The organism is Shewanella electrodiphila (genome assembly GCF_023283985.1).
Lineage (GTDB): Bacteria > Pseudomonadota > Gammaproteobacteria > Enterobacterales > Shewanellaceae > Shewanella > Shewanella electrodiphila.
On sequence record NZ_JAKIKU010000001.1, the window covers coordinates 458,064 to 477,573 of the forward strand.

Here is a 19,510-nt window from a genome sequence, read left to right on the forward strand (position 1 = left end):
AAGGCTCCTTTTTTGTATTGAAATTTCTAGCTAAATTTTTTAATCGGCAAATTGATTTTCAAAGTAGCTCTCAATAATCAGTACAGCAGATACAGCATCCACTTGACCTTTTGTAAGCTTTTTGTAGCCGCCGAGCTCAAAAAGACGCGCTTTAGCATCAGTAGTAGTGAGCCTTTCATCCTGTGTCGCGACCTTTACTCCAAAGCGACCACTAACGCGGTTAGCAAACTTTTTCGCGCGCTGAGTCATCTCTTGCTCAGTGCCATCCATATTAAGCGGAAGGCCAACGACGACTAGATCAGGTTGCCATTCCTTAATGATTGCTTCAATGTCATCCCAGTTTGGAATGCCATCATTGGCTTTAATTGCAGAAACTGGCGCTGCGCTGGCTGTTACTTCTTGACCTACAGCCACTCCAATACTTTTAGTTCCAAAATCAAACCCTAAAACGGTTTTTGATTGCATATTTTTGCCTTTAAAAAAACCAGCTGATTAAAACCTAAATGACTGGCATAGAGAAATGTGGGATGCGAATGCATTGCAAGTCGCTAAAAAATAAAATGAGCAAGTAATTAAAATAAGTAACTAAAATAAATAACTAAATAACTAAATAACTAAATAACTAAATAACTAAATAACTAAAGGTCAAACAACACTTTTAAACGTTATGAGTGGCCAACTTGGGAAGATATTTGCCAAATATCAAACCCTAACTTTTTCGTCGCCTCAGTCCATAGTTGTTCAACATCCTGACCGAAGAGTAACTCAGAAGTGGCAGGTATAGTTAACCAGGTATTATCAGCTAGTTCTTGTTCAAGTTGATCTTTACTCCAGCCTGAGTAGCCAAGGGCAACGACAAATTGTTTTGGTGACGCTTTGGTTCCTAATGAGTTAAGCACATCACGAGAAGTGGTTAACATACAAAAATCACTGATAGACTCACTATTAACCCATTGCTCTTGTGGCGTGTGCAGCACAAAGCCTCTATCTGTATCAACAGGTCCACCGAGTAAAACGGGACCTTCGAGATCCAAACTTAATTCAGACTCATTGGTTAAGCCAATTTGATCCAGTAATTCATCAATAACAATGTTGGTAGGGCGGTTAATCATCACACCCATTGCGCCTTTATCGTTGTGCTCGCAAATATAGATAACAGAGCGTTCGAAGAAAGTATCTTCTAATGAGGGCATAGCAATTAATAGATGACCTTGTAAGCTATCCATAAAAAATCCTTGTGCTTATACGTAAGTTGGATGCTGTTCTAAGCAAGGTATACGTCCGATAAATCAATTGAGCTAAAATATTAACCGCCAGCCAACTTGACGGTGTAGTTTTGCTTTTCTAATAACACTTTAATTTTGTCACGGTCATCCGTTTGAACTTCAATATCAAAATCTTTGACAGTGCCGCCACAACCACACTGTTTTTTGAGCTTTTGGGCTAAAGCCTTAAGTTCTTTTGGTGCCAACCCCAAACCTTTTATAACACTAACGCCTTTTCCTTTTCGGCCTTTACTGTCTTTATGGATCCTAACAATACCATCACCTTCAGGGATAGAAGCCTCAACTTTGGGTTGTTCAATTTTACCGCCATCAGTTCTGTAAACTAAGGAAATATTTGGATCAATTCTCATAAAATAACAAAAGTAAGAAAGTGTTAGTAATAGTTTAGCAAACTAAATGATGCTGCTAAAGAGAACGGCTCAGTAACTTTGAAATGATTTAGGATAAGATATATAAAACTCAATGAGTTGAGTTTATCTTCTGAGGTACTCGTATAAAGGTTTCTGTAAATAAACTGAACTAGACACATTTTGTTTATATAATCAGTTGATGATTAAGGTTTACCTAGGTAAGCTAATTATTAATCAGAATATAATCATTAAATAGTAAATGAAAACAACTTGTTTGCTTGTTGCCATTTGGAGTTAATATGAAAAAGCTTTTCGTTGCTGCCGCCGTTTTAGCATTAAGTGCTTGTAGTACACTGAAGACCAGTAGTGACTATGATCCAGCCGTTTCATTTGAACAATACAAAAGCTTTGCTTGGGTAGAAAAGAAAAATGAAGATAGCACCTACCATCTAGATGGTTTAATGGACCAACGAGTGAGAGAAGCCGTTAACTCACAGCTCACCCAAAAAGGTTTGTCAAAAGTAGAAGTAGATCAAGCTGATTTACTGGTTAACTACCTGACCAAGGTCAATAAAAAGATTAATGTAGATACGTTTAATACTAGTTACGGTTATTACCCATACTATGGCCGTCGTGGCTGGGGTGGTGCAGGTATGAACACTCAAACTACGGTTCGTGAGTACGAAGTAGGTACATTGATTGTAGATTTAGTTGATAAGAAAACCGGCAACCTTGTATGGCGTGGCAGTGTAGCTGACACTATTCGTGAACAAAACTCACCAGAAGAGCGAGTAGAAATCATCAATCATGCGATTGGTGAAGTGATGATGAACTTCCCACCGAAGCCTGAAGTTAAATAAATTTATTTTGATGCATCTCATTTTGGAAATGTTTGTAGTTTAAGTAGACTTGAAACTTGTTAAAAATGTTTCGTAAATGGTGCTGTAGTTAGCCAACTCGAAAAGAGTTGGCTTTTTTATTGGAAAATTTTTTCTAATTTGTGAGTATTACATCAATTTTTATGATGCAAAGAGCATTAGAGATATTTTGTGTATTAAATCTCATCAATTGATAAGCATAAACGCTAAAAGCCATTTCTTTACACTTTCACCTTTGCTAAAATCACGAGTCTGGTGATAAAGGAAGTCACCATTGGATTATAAAAGAGTAGCTAAAGATGAAATCATGGTATCTGTTATATTGTAAGCCTCGTAACGAAATACGAGCACAACAAAATTTAGCCATGCAACAGATTGAAAGCTACTTACCTATCATTCAAGAAGAGAAAACATCTCAAGGAAAAACAAAGCTAGTTGAAGTTCCGCTATTCCCTTGTTATTTATTCATTTATTTTGACCCTACAGAAGTGAGTGTTAGCCGCATTCATTCAACTCGCGGTGCTTCAAGAATAATTGGTTGTCGTGAAGATATGACTCCAATTGATGACAGGATCATACAAGGAATAAAAAATCGAGTTCAGCGGCATAAGCCTGAAATTGATAAAGGATTGCAAAGCGGGGATAAAGTAAAGTTCACCGAAGGTCCTTTCGTTGATTTAGAAGCTATTTTCGAAGAAAAAAATGCAGAAAAACGCTGTTTTGTGTTGTTTAACATCATGGGGCAGCAAAAGAGAATAGAGACAGATGTGAAGAGTATCACTCGTTTTAGGATTTGAATCCTAATGTCCACTGAAGGATTTAGTCTATTCAGTATGTGAGACATTAGCTATAGTGATTCGAGAGTTGGCATTCGCCATTTTAATAATATTAAAGCTTAAGTTATTGTATTTTAATTAGTAAAAACACATTTGTGCTTCTTGAATTCGACATTTGAATATGATTTAAAATTTTACTGTTCTTTTTACACAGTATAAATTTTTCATTATACCAAACTAGTTATAATAAAAAGAGATTTAGCTCAAACAACTAACTAAACATTAAGCACGTTAGATACTTTAGGGACCGAATCTAAGGGCGGTAGCATAATTATAGCTAACTCTTTACTAAAATTTAACATGAGTATGTTGCCAAATGATTACAACTTTGAATTATGGAGAATAAATAATGGATTATTTACTCCCGCTGTTAATTAGTTTTGTTCTTTCATTAATTACTATTTTTCTTACTAGACCAATTGCTATTAGAGCGGGATTAGTGGACTTACCTAACGGTGGTAGAAAACTGCACGTGGGAGAAATTCCACTCGTGGGTGGAATTGGGATATATATTTCAATTCTTACAGCTTCAATGATTTTCTTTAGTCATAGTCAGGAATTAAATATTTACTTGGTAGCGGCTGCGATGGTTCTTTTTGTTGGCAGTTTAGATGATCGATATGATTTAAGTGTGAAAGTACGTTTGATTGCTCAGGTTATTGTTGCTTCTTTAATGATTTTTGGTACAGAACAACACTTTACATCTTTAGGCTATATAATTGGATTTACTAGCATTGAGTTAGGCTTTTTAGGCGCCTTGTTTACCATTGTTGCAATAATTGGTGGCATAAATGCGGTTAACATGATGGATGGTATTGATGGTCTCGCAGGCTCTGTGAGTCTGATTGCTTTTACCAGTATTGCATTTTTACTACACAGAGCTGATAGCGAATGGGTGCTGTTGCCTATATTATTTATACCTGCACTTATTGCTTATTTAATATTTAACCTGAGCTCTCATACTTCCCTTACAAAAGTATTTATGGGTGATGCAGGTAATATGTTTATCGGTCTAACACTAGTATGGTTAATGGTCATAGGTACTAATGCTTCAGAACCGGCATTTAAACCTGTAACAGCATTATATTTGTTAGCTATTCCTCTTATGGATATGGCAGCAATCATGTACAGAAGACTAAAAAAAGGGCTTTCTCCTTTTAAAGCCGACCGAGAGCACCTACATCATATTTTTGAACGGGCAGGTTTCACCCGTGAACAAACATTAGTTCTGATCAGTGCAACTGGTGCTTTATTTGCTATAATTGGTTGCTGGGCCGATATAAATGATATCCCTGAGTGGATTATGTTTGTTGGATTTATAGCTGTATTTTTTGCATATAACTTTGCACTACAAAATATTTGGAATGTTATTAAGTTTTTTAGAAATTTCTAACCTAGTGGTATGATATTGCAAACGTATTTTTGCACAAAACCATGATCTATAAGTCACTAATAAAAGAACAATATATGAAAGTTACACTAATTGTATTTTTGCTTATCACTTCGCTTGGTGCTTGCTCTTCTTCGCCTCCTAGGGTTGAAGCCTCCCGGAGTATGATTAAATACGATCAAGTTTTGGAATCAGCGAAATTGGTCCCAGAAACCCTATGGACGGCATTAGAACTTAAAGAAGAACATGAAGTTATTTCATACAATGGTAAAGCGATCTCTTTGGGTGAATTATACTTTTCTGCTTTAGGTCTACAATGTAGAAAAATTTACATTTCCAAAATAGCAAATATAAAAGCAGATAAGTTCGAAAGAATAAGTTGTAAAGCTAATACTGGTGAAGCTTGGTACCTAATGTCTAATGTAATCGATAATAATAATAAGATTGAGCTAGGCAATTGAAAATATGAATAAATTTAACAATCTACCAAAAGCTTTAGTTTTACTTTTTGTGTTTATGTCAACCAATGTTCTCGCTGCAGACCCCGTCCTGAGTAATGAGTTTATATCATCTGAAACTGCTAATACCTTCGAATCACTTCAATCGCAATCTGATGCAAGTAATGAGAACCAACTCGGAAGTTATCAACAGAACTCTCGACAAGGTAGGCTATTACCTGGCGAAAATGATATATCGACATTGTTACCTGTAAGTGAAGATGGTTTACCGCCTCCTTTCGGTTCAAATATTTTTGCCGGTGGGTTTGAAACAGAAAGACTTGATGGCTTAAATGAAGATTACTTAATCGCCGCAGGTGACAAAGTGTCAATTAAGCTTTGGGGAGCAGTATCTATATCCGAAGTGTTAACTGTTGATTCACAAGGGAATATATTCATCACAAATATAGGGCCTGTGACAGTAAAAGATGTTAAAGCGAGTAATTTGAATCAAGTCGTGACTCAAAAAATTAGAGCAACCTACAAAGACTCAGTTCAAATCTATGTCAATCTGTTAACTTCTACACCAGTTAGTGTATTTATTACCGGAAATATAGTTAGGCCAGGTCAATATGCTGGCCTAGCGTCAGATAGCCTGCTTTATTTTTTAAAGCGTGCAGGTGGCATTGACCCAGAGCGTGGAAGTTATCGTGATGTCAAAGTATTAAGAAATAATAAACTCATTCATCAGATTGATCTATATGACTTTATGGTTCGAGGTTTTTTACCTACCTTCAATTTCAAAGATAAAGATGTGATTTTGGTTTCAAAGCAAAGAGCATCAGTTGTTGTAGCTGGTAGTGTAAGGTATCCATTTCGATTTGAATTAAAAGAAAGTTCAGCAATCGGAAATGAAGTCATAAATTATGCTAGACCTTTAGCTAAAGTGAGCCATGTCGGTGTGATAGGTGACAGAGCAACAGGACCATTTTCAAGATATATGTCATTTTCTGAATTTGAAGGTTTTATTTTAAGTGATGGCGATAAATTGTTTTTTAACGATGATTTAAGGGCACAAGTCATCGATATACAAGTATCGGGTAGTTACTTAGGGCCTTCGTATTTTGCAGTAAAAAAGAACACTAGATTGCATGATTTATTGGCAAATATTCCAATTGAACAGTATCAAACAAACTTTTCCAATGTATATATTCAAAGAAAAAGTGTGGCATTAAAACAAAAGGAAATGATTGACGACTCACTCAATAGGCTAGAAAGAAGTATATTTACTGCTCCAGCATCATCAGATGGTGAAGCTAGAATCAGAGCCGAAGAAGCAAGAATGGTATTGGAATTTACTAAACGGGCAAGGCTAGTTCAACCCCTAGGGAAAGTCATCGTATCCGATTCCGATAAAGTTGCGAATGTATTATTAGAAACTGGTGATGTCGTATTTATACCTCCTAAAACTGATTTAATACACATTGGTGGCGAAGTTCTCATGCCTCAAGCGGTTGTTTTTAATAATGAAGCATTAATTACAGATTATATAGCGTGGGCTGGTGGGTTTTCAGAAAGAGCTGATCACGAACAAATAATGGTCATACGCCAAAATGGCATGGTAAAAATGAATGCAACGGGTAATTTAATGGCTGGAGATCAAATCCTTGTATTGCCAAAAGTCGATGCGAAAATAATGCAATCTGTAAAAGATGTAACCCAAATTATTTATCAAATTGCAGTTGCTGCAAACGCAATTAATTAATCTGACAATGATTAGTTTTAATATAGCTTTTTCTGAGTAGCTTATGGCATTTGTAAAGCACAGAACTATTCTACAAATTTGGTTGGATGTCATATTTGCTATTTTTGTAAGAGAAATAAAGAGTAAATTTAGTGATAAATTGGGGATTAGTTGGGCTGTAGCTCAACCGGTATCTTTTATTTTTGTATTATCTTATATGCGAAGTTCTATAGAAGGTGGCGAAACACACTCAATACCTACATTTGTGTTTATGGTTTATGGCATGATTTGTATCCAACTATTCCTAACTACATTGACATCTACGTCAGGAAGTATTAAAAAAAATAAACAACTGTTTTCATTTAGGCAAGTACAACCTATTGCTTCTGTCATTGCAGTCGCTTTATTTGAACTAGTTAACAAAGTAGTGGTAATCAGTGTTCTGGCATTGATCATGTATTTTATAAAGATTGAAATAAGCATTTATGATCCATTACGTATCTTGATTTACCTGATATCGATATGGTTAATTGCCCTCAGTACCGGCATGTTGTTTGCATTAGCTAGAGCCTTCATTCCTGAAGTCGATAAGGTGAGGACAATGCTTCAACGTCCATTATTTTTTATTTCGGGAGTTTTTTTTAGCTTACAAGATTTGCCTGAAAATATATGGATATACCTTCAATGGAACCCTGTACTACATGCTATTGAACTGTCGAGATTAGCTGCCTACCCTATTTATGGGGCTGTTGGTGTGAGTGAGTTATATTTGTTTCTTTTTACTCTTACAATTACATTCTTTTCACTCTGTTGTTACACACTGTCATGGAAGCAAGCGATAAGTCGTTAATGGTAACTATTATGTTTACAAACTTAAAAGAGATTTACTAAGTGAATAAAGCGGACGAAAAGATAGGGGAGGTACCTGTAAAAGATGAGCTACAGGCTAAGCCGTCTTCGAGCAGTGTTACTGATAAACTAAAACAGCTGAAACTCAAAATACAGGGCAGTCCTTACCTCAAACACTTCGTCACACCGTTTGGTTTATGTGTTTTGCTTCCTATCCTGTTATTCTCATTTTATCAAATTGTTTGGGCTAGTCCCAGGTTTGAAAGTAGATTTCAAATGATTGTGCAACAACCTGATGGTATGTCAACATTAGACCCCAGTATGGCACTGTTAACAGGCTTTGGAGGCGCAGCAACAAATACAGATACACAAATAGTGCAGAAGTACATATTCTCCAATGATATGCTTGAGTACTTAAATGACAATATTTCATTAAGAGAACATTTTGAAAGCAGCCAAGCAGATATATTTAGTCGGCTGTATTCTTGGCAATCTAAAGAAGCATTTAGCCAGTTTTATAACTCAATGGTTGATGTTGTTATTGACGAAAAATCATCAGTTATTACAGTAAGAGTGCAAGGCTTTAGTTCGGATTATTCAACATTATTAGCAACCCAAATAGGCGAGAAGGCCGAATGGTATATCAATGATATAAGCCATCAACTAGCCAACGCGCAACTTGAATTTGTAAAACAAGAGCATTTAACAGTAGAGGGTAGATTGGTAAATGCACAAAAATCTTTGCTTGCATTTCAGCAGAGGTATAATTTATTAAATCCTGAAGAAGAGGGTAAAGCGTTAGCTCAAATAGCTTATGGAATAGAAGCTCAAATAGCAGCTAAAAAAACGGAATTGACAACACTTAGGGCCGTTATGAGTGATGAAGCTCCCCAAGTCGTTAATGTCGAAAACCAAATTAAAGCATATCAAGAGCAGCTTCAGTTTGAGAAAACAAGATTAACTCAGCAAAATGAAGCTTCCAAAGAATCAGACCTATCAATAAGTCAGGTCTTAGCTAAGTTTTCAGATTTAAAACTTGAACTAGAACTTGCGATTAAAAGTTTTGCTTCTTCAATAATCTCTATGGAAAAATCTAGAGTAGAAGCCTATAGGCAGTTAAAATTTCTGATTCTTGTTGAGCAGCCAACTAAGCCTGAAGATAACCTTTACCCAAAGGTTATTTATAATATAGCGCTTTTAAGTGTTGTATTATTTTTGATTTTTGGAATATTCAAAATAGTAGTTTCTACATTCAATGAGTTAAAATAAATTATTAATTGTACCTATTGTTTTACAGGTTATTATTTATAAGAGTTTTTATCCATGCATAATGAATTTTTAGCTATAAAGTGATCTTGATATAAGTTGAGAACAGATTTTGATATGATGTGTTTTTCGACAATATAGAATTGCCTAAAATATTTTTTAAATAGAAGGTTTTAATTTGACGTTAATAAATAAATATTAAATTTAATAATAACCTGCCAATCTGAGTTTGTCTTAAAAAGGCTTTTCATCTGGCACTGGGAATTTAGTTAATTGGCATCGTTAAGTTTATTTGAAAACTCAAGATATGAATTAGTTTGTTCTTTTAAGAGTGTTTTTGCAATGTAATTTTTTGCGGGTGTAATAAAATGTTTTGTTCTACTCTTCAAAATTTATGTTTTTAGAAAATTGCTCTCCTTTGGTTTTGTATTTTAATGGTTTAACCTCCCTTGTGTTAATAAGATAAATAGTTTAAATGTTAGCGCTAATTATCCTATAAGTTATATGGAGATTTAGTCCTCTATATGAAATGTCGGTGTGTTGATTGGTGTGAGAAGTTTATGTATAATATTAATTGTTTATATAAATGTTTATCAAATGAGAAATTGGAGTTTTAAATGACTACATTGTTACTTTTAAATGGTGGTGTTGGAACCAGAGCTAAAGCTGGGATGCCTAAACAACTTGTTAGAGTTAACGGTATTCCACTATTTATTTATACATTAAGAGTCGCTGATGAATTAAATGAAATTAACAAGGTTGTCATCAACTCGCCAAAAGGTTGGGAAGAACAGATACAAACATTGATTTCTGATTATGCAATAAAAACTAATATTGAATTTGTTGATGCTGGTGAAACGCGCCAAGAATCCGTTTATAAAATGTTAAGCTTGGTCAAGAGCGAAAGTGTTATTATTCATGAATCAGCAAGACCATTGGTTGATAAAAATGATTTCAAGAAATTAATTGCCTCTAAAAGCCTTAATGTTTCTACTGTACTTAATATACCTTTTACTGTTTTGAAAAAAGATTGTCAATCTTCATTGCTAACAGAAAATTTAAATAGAGATGAATTGGTTAACATTCAGTTGCCACAGAAGTTTGATACTAACATACTTAAGTTAGTTCATAATAAATATAATGCTTCAAAGCAAAGTTTTACTGAAGATGCCTCAATGCTAATTGCTGAAGGCGAAGTAGTCGATACTTTATATGGACAAGACAAAAACTTTAAGGTTACAACCCCACAAGATATTCATCTGGCAGAATATATACTCAGTAAAATTAATGATGAAAGTTATTCAGAACAATAGTGGATAAACTTTTAAAATAATAATGTGGGTTAATAGATTCAGTCTAATATTCAGATACAGTGTAGGTTAAAATGAATAATATAAATAATAATGTTGCAATGGTAACAGGAGCTTCGAAGGGTATTGGAGCTGCAGTGTCTTATATGTTGGCGGAAGAAAATATATCGGAGTTGATTTTAGTTGCTAGAGCATCTCAAGAATTTAATGATTTAAAAACTGAACTCAAAAAGAATACCAAAATTTCTGTTCATTGTTATGAAGTTGACTTATTGCAACAAAATGAAGTTAATGATTTTATTGCGAATGTAATATCATCGTTCAAAAACGTTGACATACTAATTAACAATGCAGGTTTGACGATTCCTAAAACTATTTTCGAATCATCATTGGAAGAGCTAATGTCTACAATGCAAGTTAATTTATATACGCCTTTTCAGCTTATTCAATCATTGCTTAAAAGTGGTAATAAATTCCAACATATTGTTAATATTGCTTCTACTGCTGGTATAAAGGGAAGAGCTGGATGGTCTACCTATAGTAGCTCCAAAGCTGCTTTAACTGCTTTCAGCGAGTCTTTACGCGAAGAGTTATTACCCTTGGGTACAAGAGTCAGTTGTATTTCACCAGGTCGTTGTGCAACAAGTTTAAGACGAGTTTTGGCACCGAATGAAGACCAAAGCACTATCATGCAGCCTGAAGATGTTGCTAACGTGATTAAATTATTATTGAGTGATGTTGGACATTTTATCGATAGTGAAAATATGGTTGTAAGATTATAATGATTACTATCTGTTTAAATTTTCTAATATCAAGCTATATAGCACTTTTTGTTGTAGCATTAACAAACAATTTTATAGCTAGTATAATAGTATTTCTTTGTATCTTTATTCTAATAACTGTTTTTTTGAAGTTCAACAAAAATAAGTTAAGAAATCTGATCAAAGACTTTATCAACTTTAGGAAAAAGCCTAAAGCAAAATTAAAAATTAAGAATTCAACTGTAAATGGTTTAGTCAATGCTAAAGGTGTTGCTGATAATTTATCAAACTTACCTGATGGTACAGTCCATTTAGATTTTTGCTTTTATTTTGATGCCCCAAAAGGATCAGAATATCAACTGCTAATGTGGTTGCCATATTTTTCGGAGGTTTCTGATAAATATGTAGTCATTACACGTTCTAAAGATACGTATAATATTCTCTGGTCAAAACAATTGCCGGTAATTTACTTACCAACAATTAAAGATTTAGGATATATTAAAAAATTGGATGTGCAGCACATATTTTATGTAAATAATGGTATGAAAAACACTCATATGATTAGGTACAAAGAATATACACATGTACAACTTTTGCATGGAGAAAGTGATAAATCGTCTAGCTTTAATCCTATTAGTGTCATGTATGATAAGTTATTTGTAGCAGGAAGTATTGCAATACAAAGATACAAAGAAAATAACGTTAGAATTTTTGATGAGGCTTTTTGTATTGTTGGTAGACCTCAAGTAGATGATGTTGTTATCCAAGAAATCGATAGTACCTCCAATAGTAAAAAAACTGTTTTTTATGCAACTACTTGGTCTGGTTTCCATGCTGACTCCAATTATACTTCCCTTGATGCAGCATCAAATGTAATAAAGTTCTTAATCAATACCGGTCATAATGTTATTTTTCGTGCTCACCCTTATAGCTATAGTAATAAGCATGATGCAGCATTAATAAATGATATATATAAAATTATTGAAGAATCTAATAAAGAATTTGGAATGAATAGTTGTATTTCAAATGATCCACGTTTTGATTTTGTTCATCCTGAAATGAGTGATTGCATTAATAATTCAGATATAATGATATCTGATGTTTCTAGCGTTATTGCTGATTGGATTGCATCAGCAAAACCATTTAGCGTCATATCTCAAGAAAGTGATTTAGATGTTTTTTATAAAGAGAATTTATTAGCAAGGCAAGCATTTATCTTGAACTTTGAAGATTTGATAAAAGATGGTTTTGAAGTATTTGTTCAAGAGTTCCTTAACAAGGCAGATAGCAAAGATTTATATCATGATATGGTAGAGTTAAGAAGGAAAGCTCTAGGCGTATCGATAAATGAATCACCTAAAAAATTCTTTATTGAAAAATTAAGAAGTGAACTTAATATTAAAAATTAATTACAATAATTATAAGAACCTAAATTTACAAGGTGCCTGTTTGTAGGCGTCTTGTAAATATTATCATCGTTAAACCTTTTTAGTGGCGATTATTGTCTATTACATAATTATAATGGCAATTAATATTAAATTGCTGTGCAATCGAAATTGGACATAAATGGTATTATTTTATAAAGTATATCTCTAAACAGATTGCAAATTAATTGCGATTAAATTTAGAGATATGGACATGACTAGCAACCTTATCTACTGCTAACATCCTCCCATGATACTATAGACATGCAATTGATGATTTTCGTTAATAGATAATGGTGCTTTATGTTGTTATAACCAACGGTCCCACTAAGGTATGTTCAAAGCATAGTTTGTGTATTTGATATTCAAAGTAAGAACGAAGAGTGTGGTGGTGTTATTTCAGTTTACGAGCCAAAAGCTATACCTGAAAAAGCTGATAAATGACTTTAAAATGTTGAAATTATTAACATTGTAAATTCAGAGTTACCATACATAAAAAGACAATTTCTGCCTTATTATTTTCAACTCAATGGGTCATTATATCTATTGTCAGTAGATATACGGATTACAAACTTTCTCAAAGGATGGTTTACATCCCAATGTAATGGTTAATTTTTACCGATGGATGTAGAAATAATTTATGATTTAACTGCGACAGAGAATATCCTTAGCGATTAACAATCAGTTACTAAAGTAATGTACTTTAAACATAATTTTAACCTAAACTATTGGATGGAATATGAAAATATTGACGTACGGTACATTTGACCTATTTCACATAGGTCACTTGAACCTCCTAAGACGTTCAAAAGCATTAGGCAATCACTTAACGGTTGCTATTTCTACTGATGATTTCAATCTTAAGTCAAAGAATAAAGTTTGTGCACAACCATACTATGAAAGAGCAGAAATTGTTGGCAGCATTAAATATGTCGACGAAGTTATTGCAGAAACAAATTGGGATCAAAAAATAAAAGATGTTGTTGAGAATAACATTGATGTTTTTGTAATAGGAGACGATTGGGAAGGTAAGTTTGACTTCTTGAAAGAGTATTGTGAAGTCGTATATCTACCAAGAACTGAAGGTGTATCGACGACAGAAAGAAAAAATGAAATAATTAGTAAGTTTAGTTAATGTATAAATCATTTTTGAGGAAGGTATTAAATTTATTTGACGTTTGCCTTCCTAAAAAGTCTCGAGTTTGTTTTTTTATCACAGCAAGGACTAGTTGGGATCCCAATCAACAAATACTTTATACAAAGTATAAAGATAAATTTGAAGTAATTGTGGTTGATGGAAATCATGTATCCAGTTCTAAGCCTTTAAGAAGTTTAAAGTGCTTTTATAACATTTATCGTTCTAAAGTTGTAATTTTTGATCATAGTTTGCCAATGGGCCTAATCAAGGGTAATCATTATTGTATAAATGTCTGGCATGGCAGCCCGATTAAAAATATTCGATGTTTACTTAAAGAACGATTTTCAAAAGACTTTCTTGATTATCAATCAAACGTTACAGATCTAATATTATCAAACTCAGATTTTGATTCAGTTCAAATGCAGAAGTGTTTTAATGTTAGTGATGACAAGCTATTAGCTTCAGGTTTGCCACGTAATATTTATACGACTTGTAACGAAACTGAATTAAAAAAGATCGACCTATACGATGACGATACTCAAATAAGGGACATTATTCAGGGATTTGAAAAAACTTTGTTGTGGGCTCCTACATATAGAGGCGATAGCCATCAATTTAATGATCCATTAAATTTAACCAGAGAAGAAATCAGTTATTTACATCAATACTTGATAAGTCAAAACATTTTGCTACTAGTGAGGTATCATAAGTTCTCATCATGTAGTAATGATTCATTTTTTAAACACCCTCATATAGTCGATGTTAGTAGCATAAAAAATCAGAATATTTTATTGAGATATACTGATTCATTAATCACCGACTATTCAAGTATTTGGGTCGATTATTTATTAAAGAGAAAACCAATTGTTTTTTATTGCCCTGATCTAGATGATTACAAAGAAAATCATGGATTTATTAATGATTTTGAAATTTCTATTCCATCTAAAGTGCACAAAAGTTTCATTGAAACATTAAGCTATTTGTCGAGCTATACTGAATTAAATGATTCTAAACAATATAATAAACTATATAACAGATATCATTTTGATAACGATGCAAATCTTGCTGTTGCAGAAATTGAACACAGAATTATGACTAATTATTAAACCTTTTACGTTTAATCTGCTTGTATTTTTTCAATGATTGATTTGCATGTGTTTTTTTTCAAACTGACAGAAAAATCAACAGTTTGTTTGTGAGTGATAGATTGGATGAGATCATTCACTTCATCGTTAAAAAAATCATGATATGTGTTTAAGTACTGCTTATTAACTCCTCTACTATCAATATAGCTCTGTAAGTTATGTCCAAAAAGATATACTTCTTTATCAATTGAAGCGTCAACAAGTAGGCTGGAAAAGTCACTTATAAAAATATCTGATGATAACAAATGTTGTTCTACAGTATCTTCCTTTGGCACCAACATAAAATTATCAGTTTCAATGATGTTTATATTTTTTTCTAGGGGATGCAGTTTCACGAGTAATTGGTAGTTATTCTTTGAAAGAAACTCTTGAAATGCTTCACTACTGAGTTTTTGTAGGTTAATAACTGTACTGTTATCAGTATGCCAAGTAGGTGCATATAGTATTGTAACGATTGACGCTTGTTTATTTCTAACAATAGGTCCTGGTCTAGCTTTGTCGAATCTAGGCCAGCCAGTGTTAACTACTTTGTGAGAAGGGAGCGAAAATGATTGTGAAAGAATTAATTCAGTTGCTTTATCGTGACTGAACACATACTTATATTGGTCAAATCGGGTGATTAATAACTTGGCTATAATACTTTTTATAATAGGCATAGAAGAAGGAAATGTTTCAGGTGAGAGTAATCCAAGCTTTTTAATTGGCCAACCATGCCAAAGTTGATATTTATCTCTGCCAAATGAAGGCACTAACGGAGAAATGTCTGATGAACCGGTTGCGTAAACAAACTTTTTGGCTACCAGGGTGTAAAATATACCTTTCAAACTATATTTATAGTAAAATTTGTCCTTATACAAAGTATCCACATTTATTGTTTTATTTTGAACGATCCAAATAGCATTAATTTCAGAATAATGCTGCTGAACGTACTTAAAAACATATTTTGAATTGTCTGTATAACCATGTATATGCCCAAATACCCATACATTGCGCGATACAGGGATAATAGAACAAAGTAGATTTATTGGTAGTAAAATTAGGTATCTAAATATCTGAAAAATTAATCTAATTTTACTATTTTTAAAAAAAGACAAAGTGTGCCTCACCCATATAAGTTACAGAATAATAATGAAAAAAATCATAATAACCTCTAATACCTCATGGTTTGTTTATAATTTCTTTAAAGCCAGTATTATAGAGTTCTTGAAAGCCGGACACAAAGTTTATGTGATTGCACCGTTAGACAAATTTTCAACAAAAATAGAAAAATTAGGCTGCATATATCATGAAATTGAAATTGACCGTGCTGGTGCCAATGTCGTTTCTGAGCTCAAAACATTTACAGGACTATACAGTTGTATTAAAAAAATAAAACCGGATGTAGTGCTAAATTTCACACCTAAGATGAACATATACTCAACATTAGTATCAAGACTCCAAGGTGTTAAGGTCATTAACAGTGTCGCTGGTTTGGGGTCAATTTTTACCGAGAAAGGGATCAAGTCTTCACTTGGCAAAATGTTACTCAAATTAACTCAACCGCTAGCACATCATGTCGTATTTCAAAACATGGAAGATTGGGATATCTATCTCTCAAATGGCTTAGTAAATAAATTGAATAGTTCACGTGTTTACGGAATCGGTTTAGATTTGAAATCATTTCCGTTGCATCAATCCAAAGATGATCAATGTGTCAGGTTCATTCTTGTTGCTAGAATGCTTAAAACAAAAGGTGTGTTACAGTTTGTAGAAGCTGCTGAGCAAGTTGCAACGTTTTTAATTAAACGTGATACAAACGCGACTGATAAGGTTAAATTACAGTTTTCTTTACTTGGGTTTGTTGATGAACAAAATCCTCAAAGAATATCTCATGAAGCATTGTCAGAAATAGATAAAAACTCTGTTGTTGATTATCTTGGTGAAACAGATGATGTTTATTCGATTGTAAAAGAGCAAGATTGTGTTGTATTACCATCTTTTTATCGTGAAGGTTTACCTCAATGCTTAATTGAAGCTTGCTCAATGGGGAAACCAATTATTACTACAGATAATGTGGGTTGTAGAGATACTGTAGATGATGGTGTTAATGGATATTTGGTGCCACCAAAAGGCATTGAAGAGCTGGCAAATGCAATGATAGAAATCATTGACATGGGCCATCATAATAGACTTGAAATGGGCAGGTTAGGTAGAGTTAAAGCTGAGGAACAATTTTGTCATTTAAAAGTGTCCAGGCATTACCTAGATTTGATTAATACAATATAAAGTTAAACAACACTGCAGTTAAGATATTAAATAGAAATGATAAAATTACAAAATTTGACTAAATACTATCCGTCAGAGTTGGGCAATCAATACATTTTTAAAAATATTGATTTTACGATTCCTAGTGGCCATAACATTGCTTTATTAGGTTCTAATGGCGCAGGGAAGTCTACGTTGTTTAGGATACTTGCAGGTAGTGAGTATCCAAATTCAGGCAAAGTCATCACAAATCAAAAGCTGTCTTGGCCAGTTGCGCTTGCCACCGGTATACATAAAGAAATGACGGGGCGAGAAAATACTCGTTTTATTGGTCGTGTCAATGGGGTGGGTGATTTATCTGATTACGAAGAGAAAGTTAAACAGTTTGCAGCGTTAGGTGTTAAGTACGATTTGCCTGTAAAAAACTATTCCAGTGGTATGCGTTCAAGGCTGGCTTTTGGGTGCTGTATTGCAATTGATTTTGACATCTACTTAATTGATGAGGCTACTTCTGTTGGCGATCAAAAGTTTCGTAAGAAAGCCAAGTCAGCTTTATTGAAAAGAAGCAAAACGGCAAATGTGATAATGGTCAGTCATGATATAAAAGAAATAAGTGAGTTTTGCGACAGTGCAATTATCTTACATGATGGAAAATTAACCTTTTATGATGATTTACAGAAAGCGTTACAAATATATGAAGAGTTATAGCGTAAATTTGTAGTGCTTTTTTAATGACTCTTAATTTTATTGCTTACCTGCTTACCTGCTTACCTGCTTACCTGCTTACCTGCTTACCTGCTTACCTGCTTACCTGCTTACCTGCTTACCTGCTTACCTTTAGTTACTGCATATCCAATTTGTTCTCTTGTCTTGCTACATGTTTTTGCATAAATAGATAATTTCAATTTTCTGTAACATAAAATTCTTATAATATTCTTGAATCATAGAAATTTAGCTTTAGAACACATTTCAATAGTTCAAAATAATTTAATATCTCACTAAGTCAAATAAGTGTGATTCATTGTGCTGAATTGTGTTTTTTAAGCTTTTAACTTCGGTTTTCAATGCACTTTTGCGCCTGATTAGGATAGAATCCGTAAACTTAAATTTCGATTATTTCTACTAGCCTAAAATAAGCTTGAAATTTAACAAATTTAACAAAATAATTTTTTTAGCACTTTAGAAGCTGTAATCTAAGGGCGGTAGCGTGGTTTTTTTAGAGCTTAGTGCTTTTGTTGAGCAGTTTTGCTTCGTAAAAGCAGCTTAAACACGAACCAGTCAATTTATCTCATCATCAATCAGTAACTTAGGATTTTTAAGAAAATTTAAATGAAATTATATACAAAACCAAAAGTTTTATTCGCAATTTCCTTCTTATTTCTCGCTGGTTGTACAGTGCCTGGCAGTCACATTTCTTTAGATAATGAAGAAACCAATCAACAAGAAAGCACCGAAACACAAGTAAATGTTTATGCTTTAACACCTGAGTCAATTTCTCAATTTAAAAAGCCTGAAATTCAGTCAACTGCAAATAATGCCTTAGAACAAGAGATTCAACGTTATGAGTATCGAGTTGGTGTTGGCGATGTGCTTAACATCACGATATGGGATCACCCAGAGTTAACTATTCCAGCAGGTTCTTATCGTAGCTCCGCCGAGTCAGGTAACTGGGTACACTCTGATGGAACCATTTTTTATCCATATATCGGTGTCGTAAAGGTAGCAGATAAATCAGTTAGAGAGATAAGAGCTGATATTGCAATGCGTTTAAGTCAATTTATTGAAGCTCCACAAGTAGATGTCAATTTAGCAGCATTTCGTTCTCAAAAAGTATATGTTACCGGCGAAGTGAACAAGTCTGGTGTACTGCCTATTACTAATATTCCATTAACCTTACTTGATGCGGTTAATCAATCTGGTGGAATAACTGAAGATGCAGCTTGGCAGCAAATGGCGTTAACACGTGATGGTCAAACTGAACAGATCTCGTTGTATGGGTTGATGCAACAAGGCGATTTAACACAAAATAGATTATTACGCGAAGGGGATATATTGCATATTCCACGTAATGATGATCAAAAGGTCTTTGTGTTAGGAGAGGTTAACGACCCTCAAATGCTAAAAATTGATCGAGTGGGTATGAGTTTGACTGAAGCGTTAGCCGAAGTTGGTGGTATAAATGAATACCAAGCTGATGCGACAGGTGTATTTGTTATACGTAGCACCCCACAGGCAGAAGGTGAGGCAATCGCTAATGTATACCAATTAGATGTAAGTGAAGCCACTGCATTAGCATTAGGAACCGAATTTGAATTACAACCATATGATGTGGTGTATGTAACCGCAGCACCGCTAAGCCGTTGGAATCGTGTAATTGCGCAATTATTACCAACAATTACCGGTTTTAATAATCTCACTGAAGGTGTTAACCGCGTGAGATCTTGGTAGGGTT

Annotated in this window: 19 protein-coding genes; 15 read left to right on the plus strand and 4 right to left on the minus strand. The window is 33.8% G+C overall.

What is annotated here, in order from left to right; genetic code table 11:
* Positions 1–39: 39 nt before the first annotated feature.
* The 3 genes from ruvX to yciH form a co-directional block, all read right to left on the minus strand.
* Positions 40–465: a Holliday junction resolvase RuvX gene (gene ruvX, locus L2737_RS02070; RefSeq protein ID WP_248954578.1), complete on the minus strand. Its 426-nt coding sequence runs from the start codon at positions 463–465 to the stop codon at positions 40–42.
* A 200-nt stretch (positions 466–665) separates the two neighbouring features.
* Positions 666–1,226 (minus strand): YqgE/AlgH family protein, encoded by a 561-nt coding sequence (locus tag L2737_RS02075; protein ID WP_102528652.1) that lies wholly within the window; start codon positions 1,224–1,226, stop codon positions 666–668.
* Between the two features lie 80 nt (positions 1,227–1,306).
* Positions 1,307–1,636 (minus strand): stress response translation initiation inhibitor YciH, encoded by a 330-nt coding sequence (gene yciH, locus L2737_RS02080; protein WP_248954579.1) that lies wholly within the window; start codon positions 1,634–1,636, stop codon positions 1,307–1,309.
* 299 nt (positions 1,637–1,935) lie between these two features.
* Between yciH and L2737_RS02085 the strand changes: the two genes are divergently transcribed.
* The 12 genes from L2737_RS02085 (at position 1,936) to L2737_RS02140 (ending at position 14,775) form a co-directional block, all read left to right on the plus strand.
* Positions 1,936–2,496, plus strand: coding sequence for a DUF4136 domain-containing protein (locus L2737_RS02085; protein ID WP_248954580.1), 561 nt, complete (start codon positions 1,936–1,938; stop codon positions 2,494–2,496).
* 317 nt (positions 2,497–2,813) lie between these two features.
* Positions 2,814–3,311, plus strand: coding sequence for a transcription/translation regulatory transformer protein RfaH (rfaH, locus tag L2737_RS02090; protein WP_248954581.1), 498 nt, complete (start codon positions 2,814–2,816; stop codon positions 3,309–3,311).
* Positions 3,312–3,699: 388 nt separating this feature from the next.
* Positions 3,700–4,743, plus strand: coding sequence for a UDP-N-acetylglucosamine--undecaprenyl-phosphate N-acetylglucosaminephosphotransferase (wecA, locus tag L2737_RS02095; RefSeq protein WP_248954582.1), 1,044 nt, complete (start codon positions 3,700–3,702; stop codon positions 4,741–4,743).
* A 74-nt stretch (positions 4,744–4,817) separates the two neighbouring features.
* On the plus strand, positions 4,818–5,201 hold the full coding sequence (locus L2737_RS02100; RefSeq protein WP_248954583.1) for a putative periplasmic lipoprotein: 384 nt from the start codon (positions 4,818–4,820) through the stop codon (positions 5,199–5,201).
* A 4-nt stretch (positions 5,202–5,205) separates the two neighbouring features.
* Positions 5,206–6,942: a polysaccharide biosynthesis/export family protein gene (locus tag L2737_RS02105; RefSeq protein WP_248954584.1), complete on the plus strand. Its 1,737-nt coding sequence runs from the start codon at positions 5,206–5,208 to the stop codon at positions 6,940–6,942.
* A gap of 43 nt (positions 6,943–6,985) precedes the next feature.
* Positions 6,986–7,771 carry an ABC transporter permease gene (locus tag L2737_RS02110; RefSeq protein WP_248954585.1) on the plus strand — a complete coding sequence of 262 codons (786 nt, stop codon included), beginning with the start codon at positions 6,986–6,988 and terminating at the stop codon, positions 7,769–7,771.
* A gap of 41 nt (positions 7,772–7,812) precedes the next feature.
* Positions 7,813–9,039, plus strand: a complete 1,227-nt coding sequence (locus L2737_RS02115) for a KpsE/RkpR family capsule polysaccharide export protein (protein WP_248954586.1) — start codon at positions 7,813–7,815, stop codon at positions 9,037–9,039.
* 614 nt (positions 9,040–9,653) lie between these two features.
* Entirely contained in the window at positions 9,654–10,349 is a 696-nt protein-coding gene (locus tag L2737_RS02120; RefSeq protein WP_248954587.1) for an IspD/TarI family cytidylyltransferase, read from the plus strand.
* A 71-nt stretch (positions 10,350–10,420) separates the two neighbouring features.
* Positions 10,421–11,128 carry an SDR family oxidoreductase gene (locus L2737_RS02125; RefSeq protein ID WP_248954588.1) on the plus strand — a complete coding sequence of 236 codons (708 nt, stop codon included), beginning with the start codon at positions 10,421–10,423 and terminating at the stop codon, positions 11,126–11,128.
* A complete protein-coding gene (locus L2737_RS02130) occupies positions 11,128–12,516 on the plus strand; it encodes a CDP-glycerol glycerophosphotransferase family protein (protein WP_248954589.1) in 1,389 nt (462 codons plus the stop codon). The genes L2737_RS02125 and L2737_RS02130 overlap by 1 nt, the downstream gene beginning before the upstream one ends.
* Positions 12,517–13,270: 754 nt before the next feature.
* Positions 13,271–13,666 (plus strand): glycerol-3-phosphate cytidylyltransferase, encoded by a 396-nt coding sequence (gene tagD / locus L2737_RS02135; protein ID WP_248954590.1) that lies wholly within the window; start codon positions 13,271–13,273, stop codon positions 13,664–13,666.
* Positions 13,666–14,775 (plus strand): CDP-glycerol glycerophosphotransferase family protein, encoded by a 1,110-nt coding sequence (locus tag L2737_RS02140; protein ID WP_248954591.1) that lies wholly within the window; start codon positions 13,666–13,668, stop codon positions 14,773–14,775. Before tagD ends, L2737_RS02140 begins: the two co-directional genes overlap by 1 nt.
* A gap of 11 nt (positions 14,776–14,786) precedes the next feature.
* Here the strand turns inward: L2737_RS02140 and L2737_RS02145 are convergent, their stop codons facing one another.
* Positions 14,787–15,908, minus strand: coding sequence for a CDP-glycerol glycerophosphotransferase family protein (locus L2737_RS02145; protein ID WP_248954592.1), 1,122 nt, complete (start codon positions 15,906–15,908; stop codon positions 14,787–14,789).
* 34 nt (positions 15,909–15,942) lie between these two features.
* Between L2737_RS02145 and L2737_RS02150 the strand changes: the two genes are divergently transcribed.
* The 3 genes from L2737_RS02150 (at position 15,943) to L2737_RS02160 (ending at position 19,506) form a co-directional block, all read left to right on the plus strand.
* Entirely contained in the window at positions 15,943–17,079 is a 1,137-nt protein-coding gene (locus L2737_RS02150) for a glycosyltransferase family 4 protein (protein ID WP_248954593.1), read from the plus strand.
* Between the two features lie 36 nt (positions 17,080–17,115).
* Positions 17,116–17,766: an ABC transporter ATP-binding protein gene (locus tag L2737_RS02155; protein ID WP_248954594.1), complete on the plus strand. Its 651-nt coding sequence runs from the start codon at positions 17,116–17,118 to the stop codon at positions 17,764–17,766.
* Between the two features lie 621 nt (positions 17,767–18,387).
* Positions 18,388–19,506, plus strand: a complete 1,119-nt coding sequence (locus tag L2737_RS02160; RefSeq protein ID WP_248954595.1) for a polysaccharide export protein — start codon at positions 18,388–18,390, stop codon at positions 19,504–19,506.
* Positions 19,507–19,510: the final 4 nt, after the last annotated feature.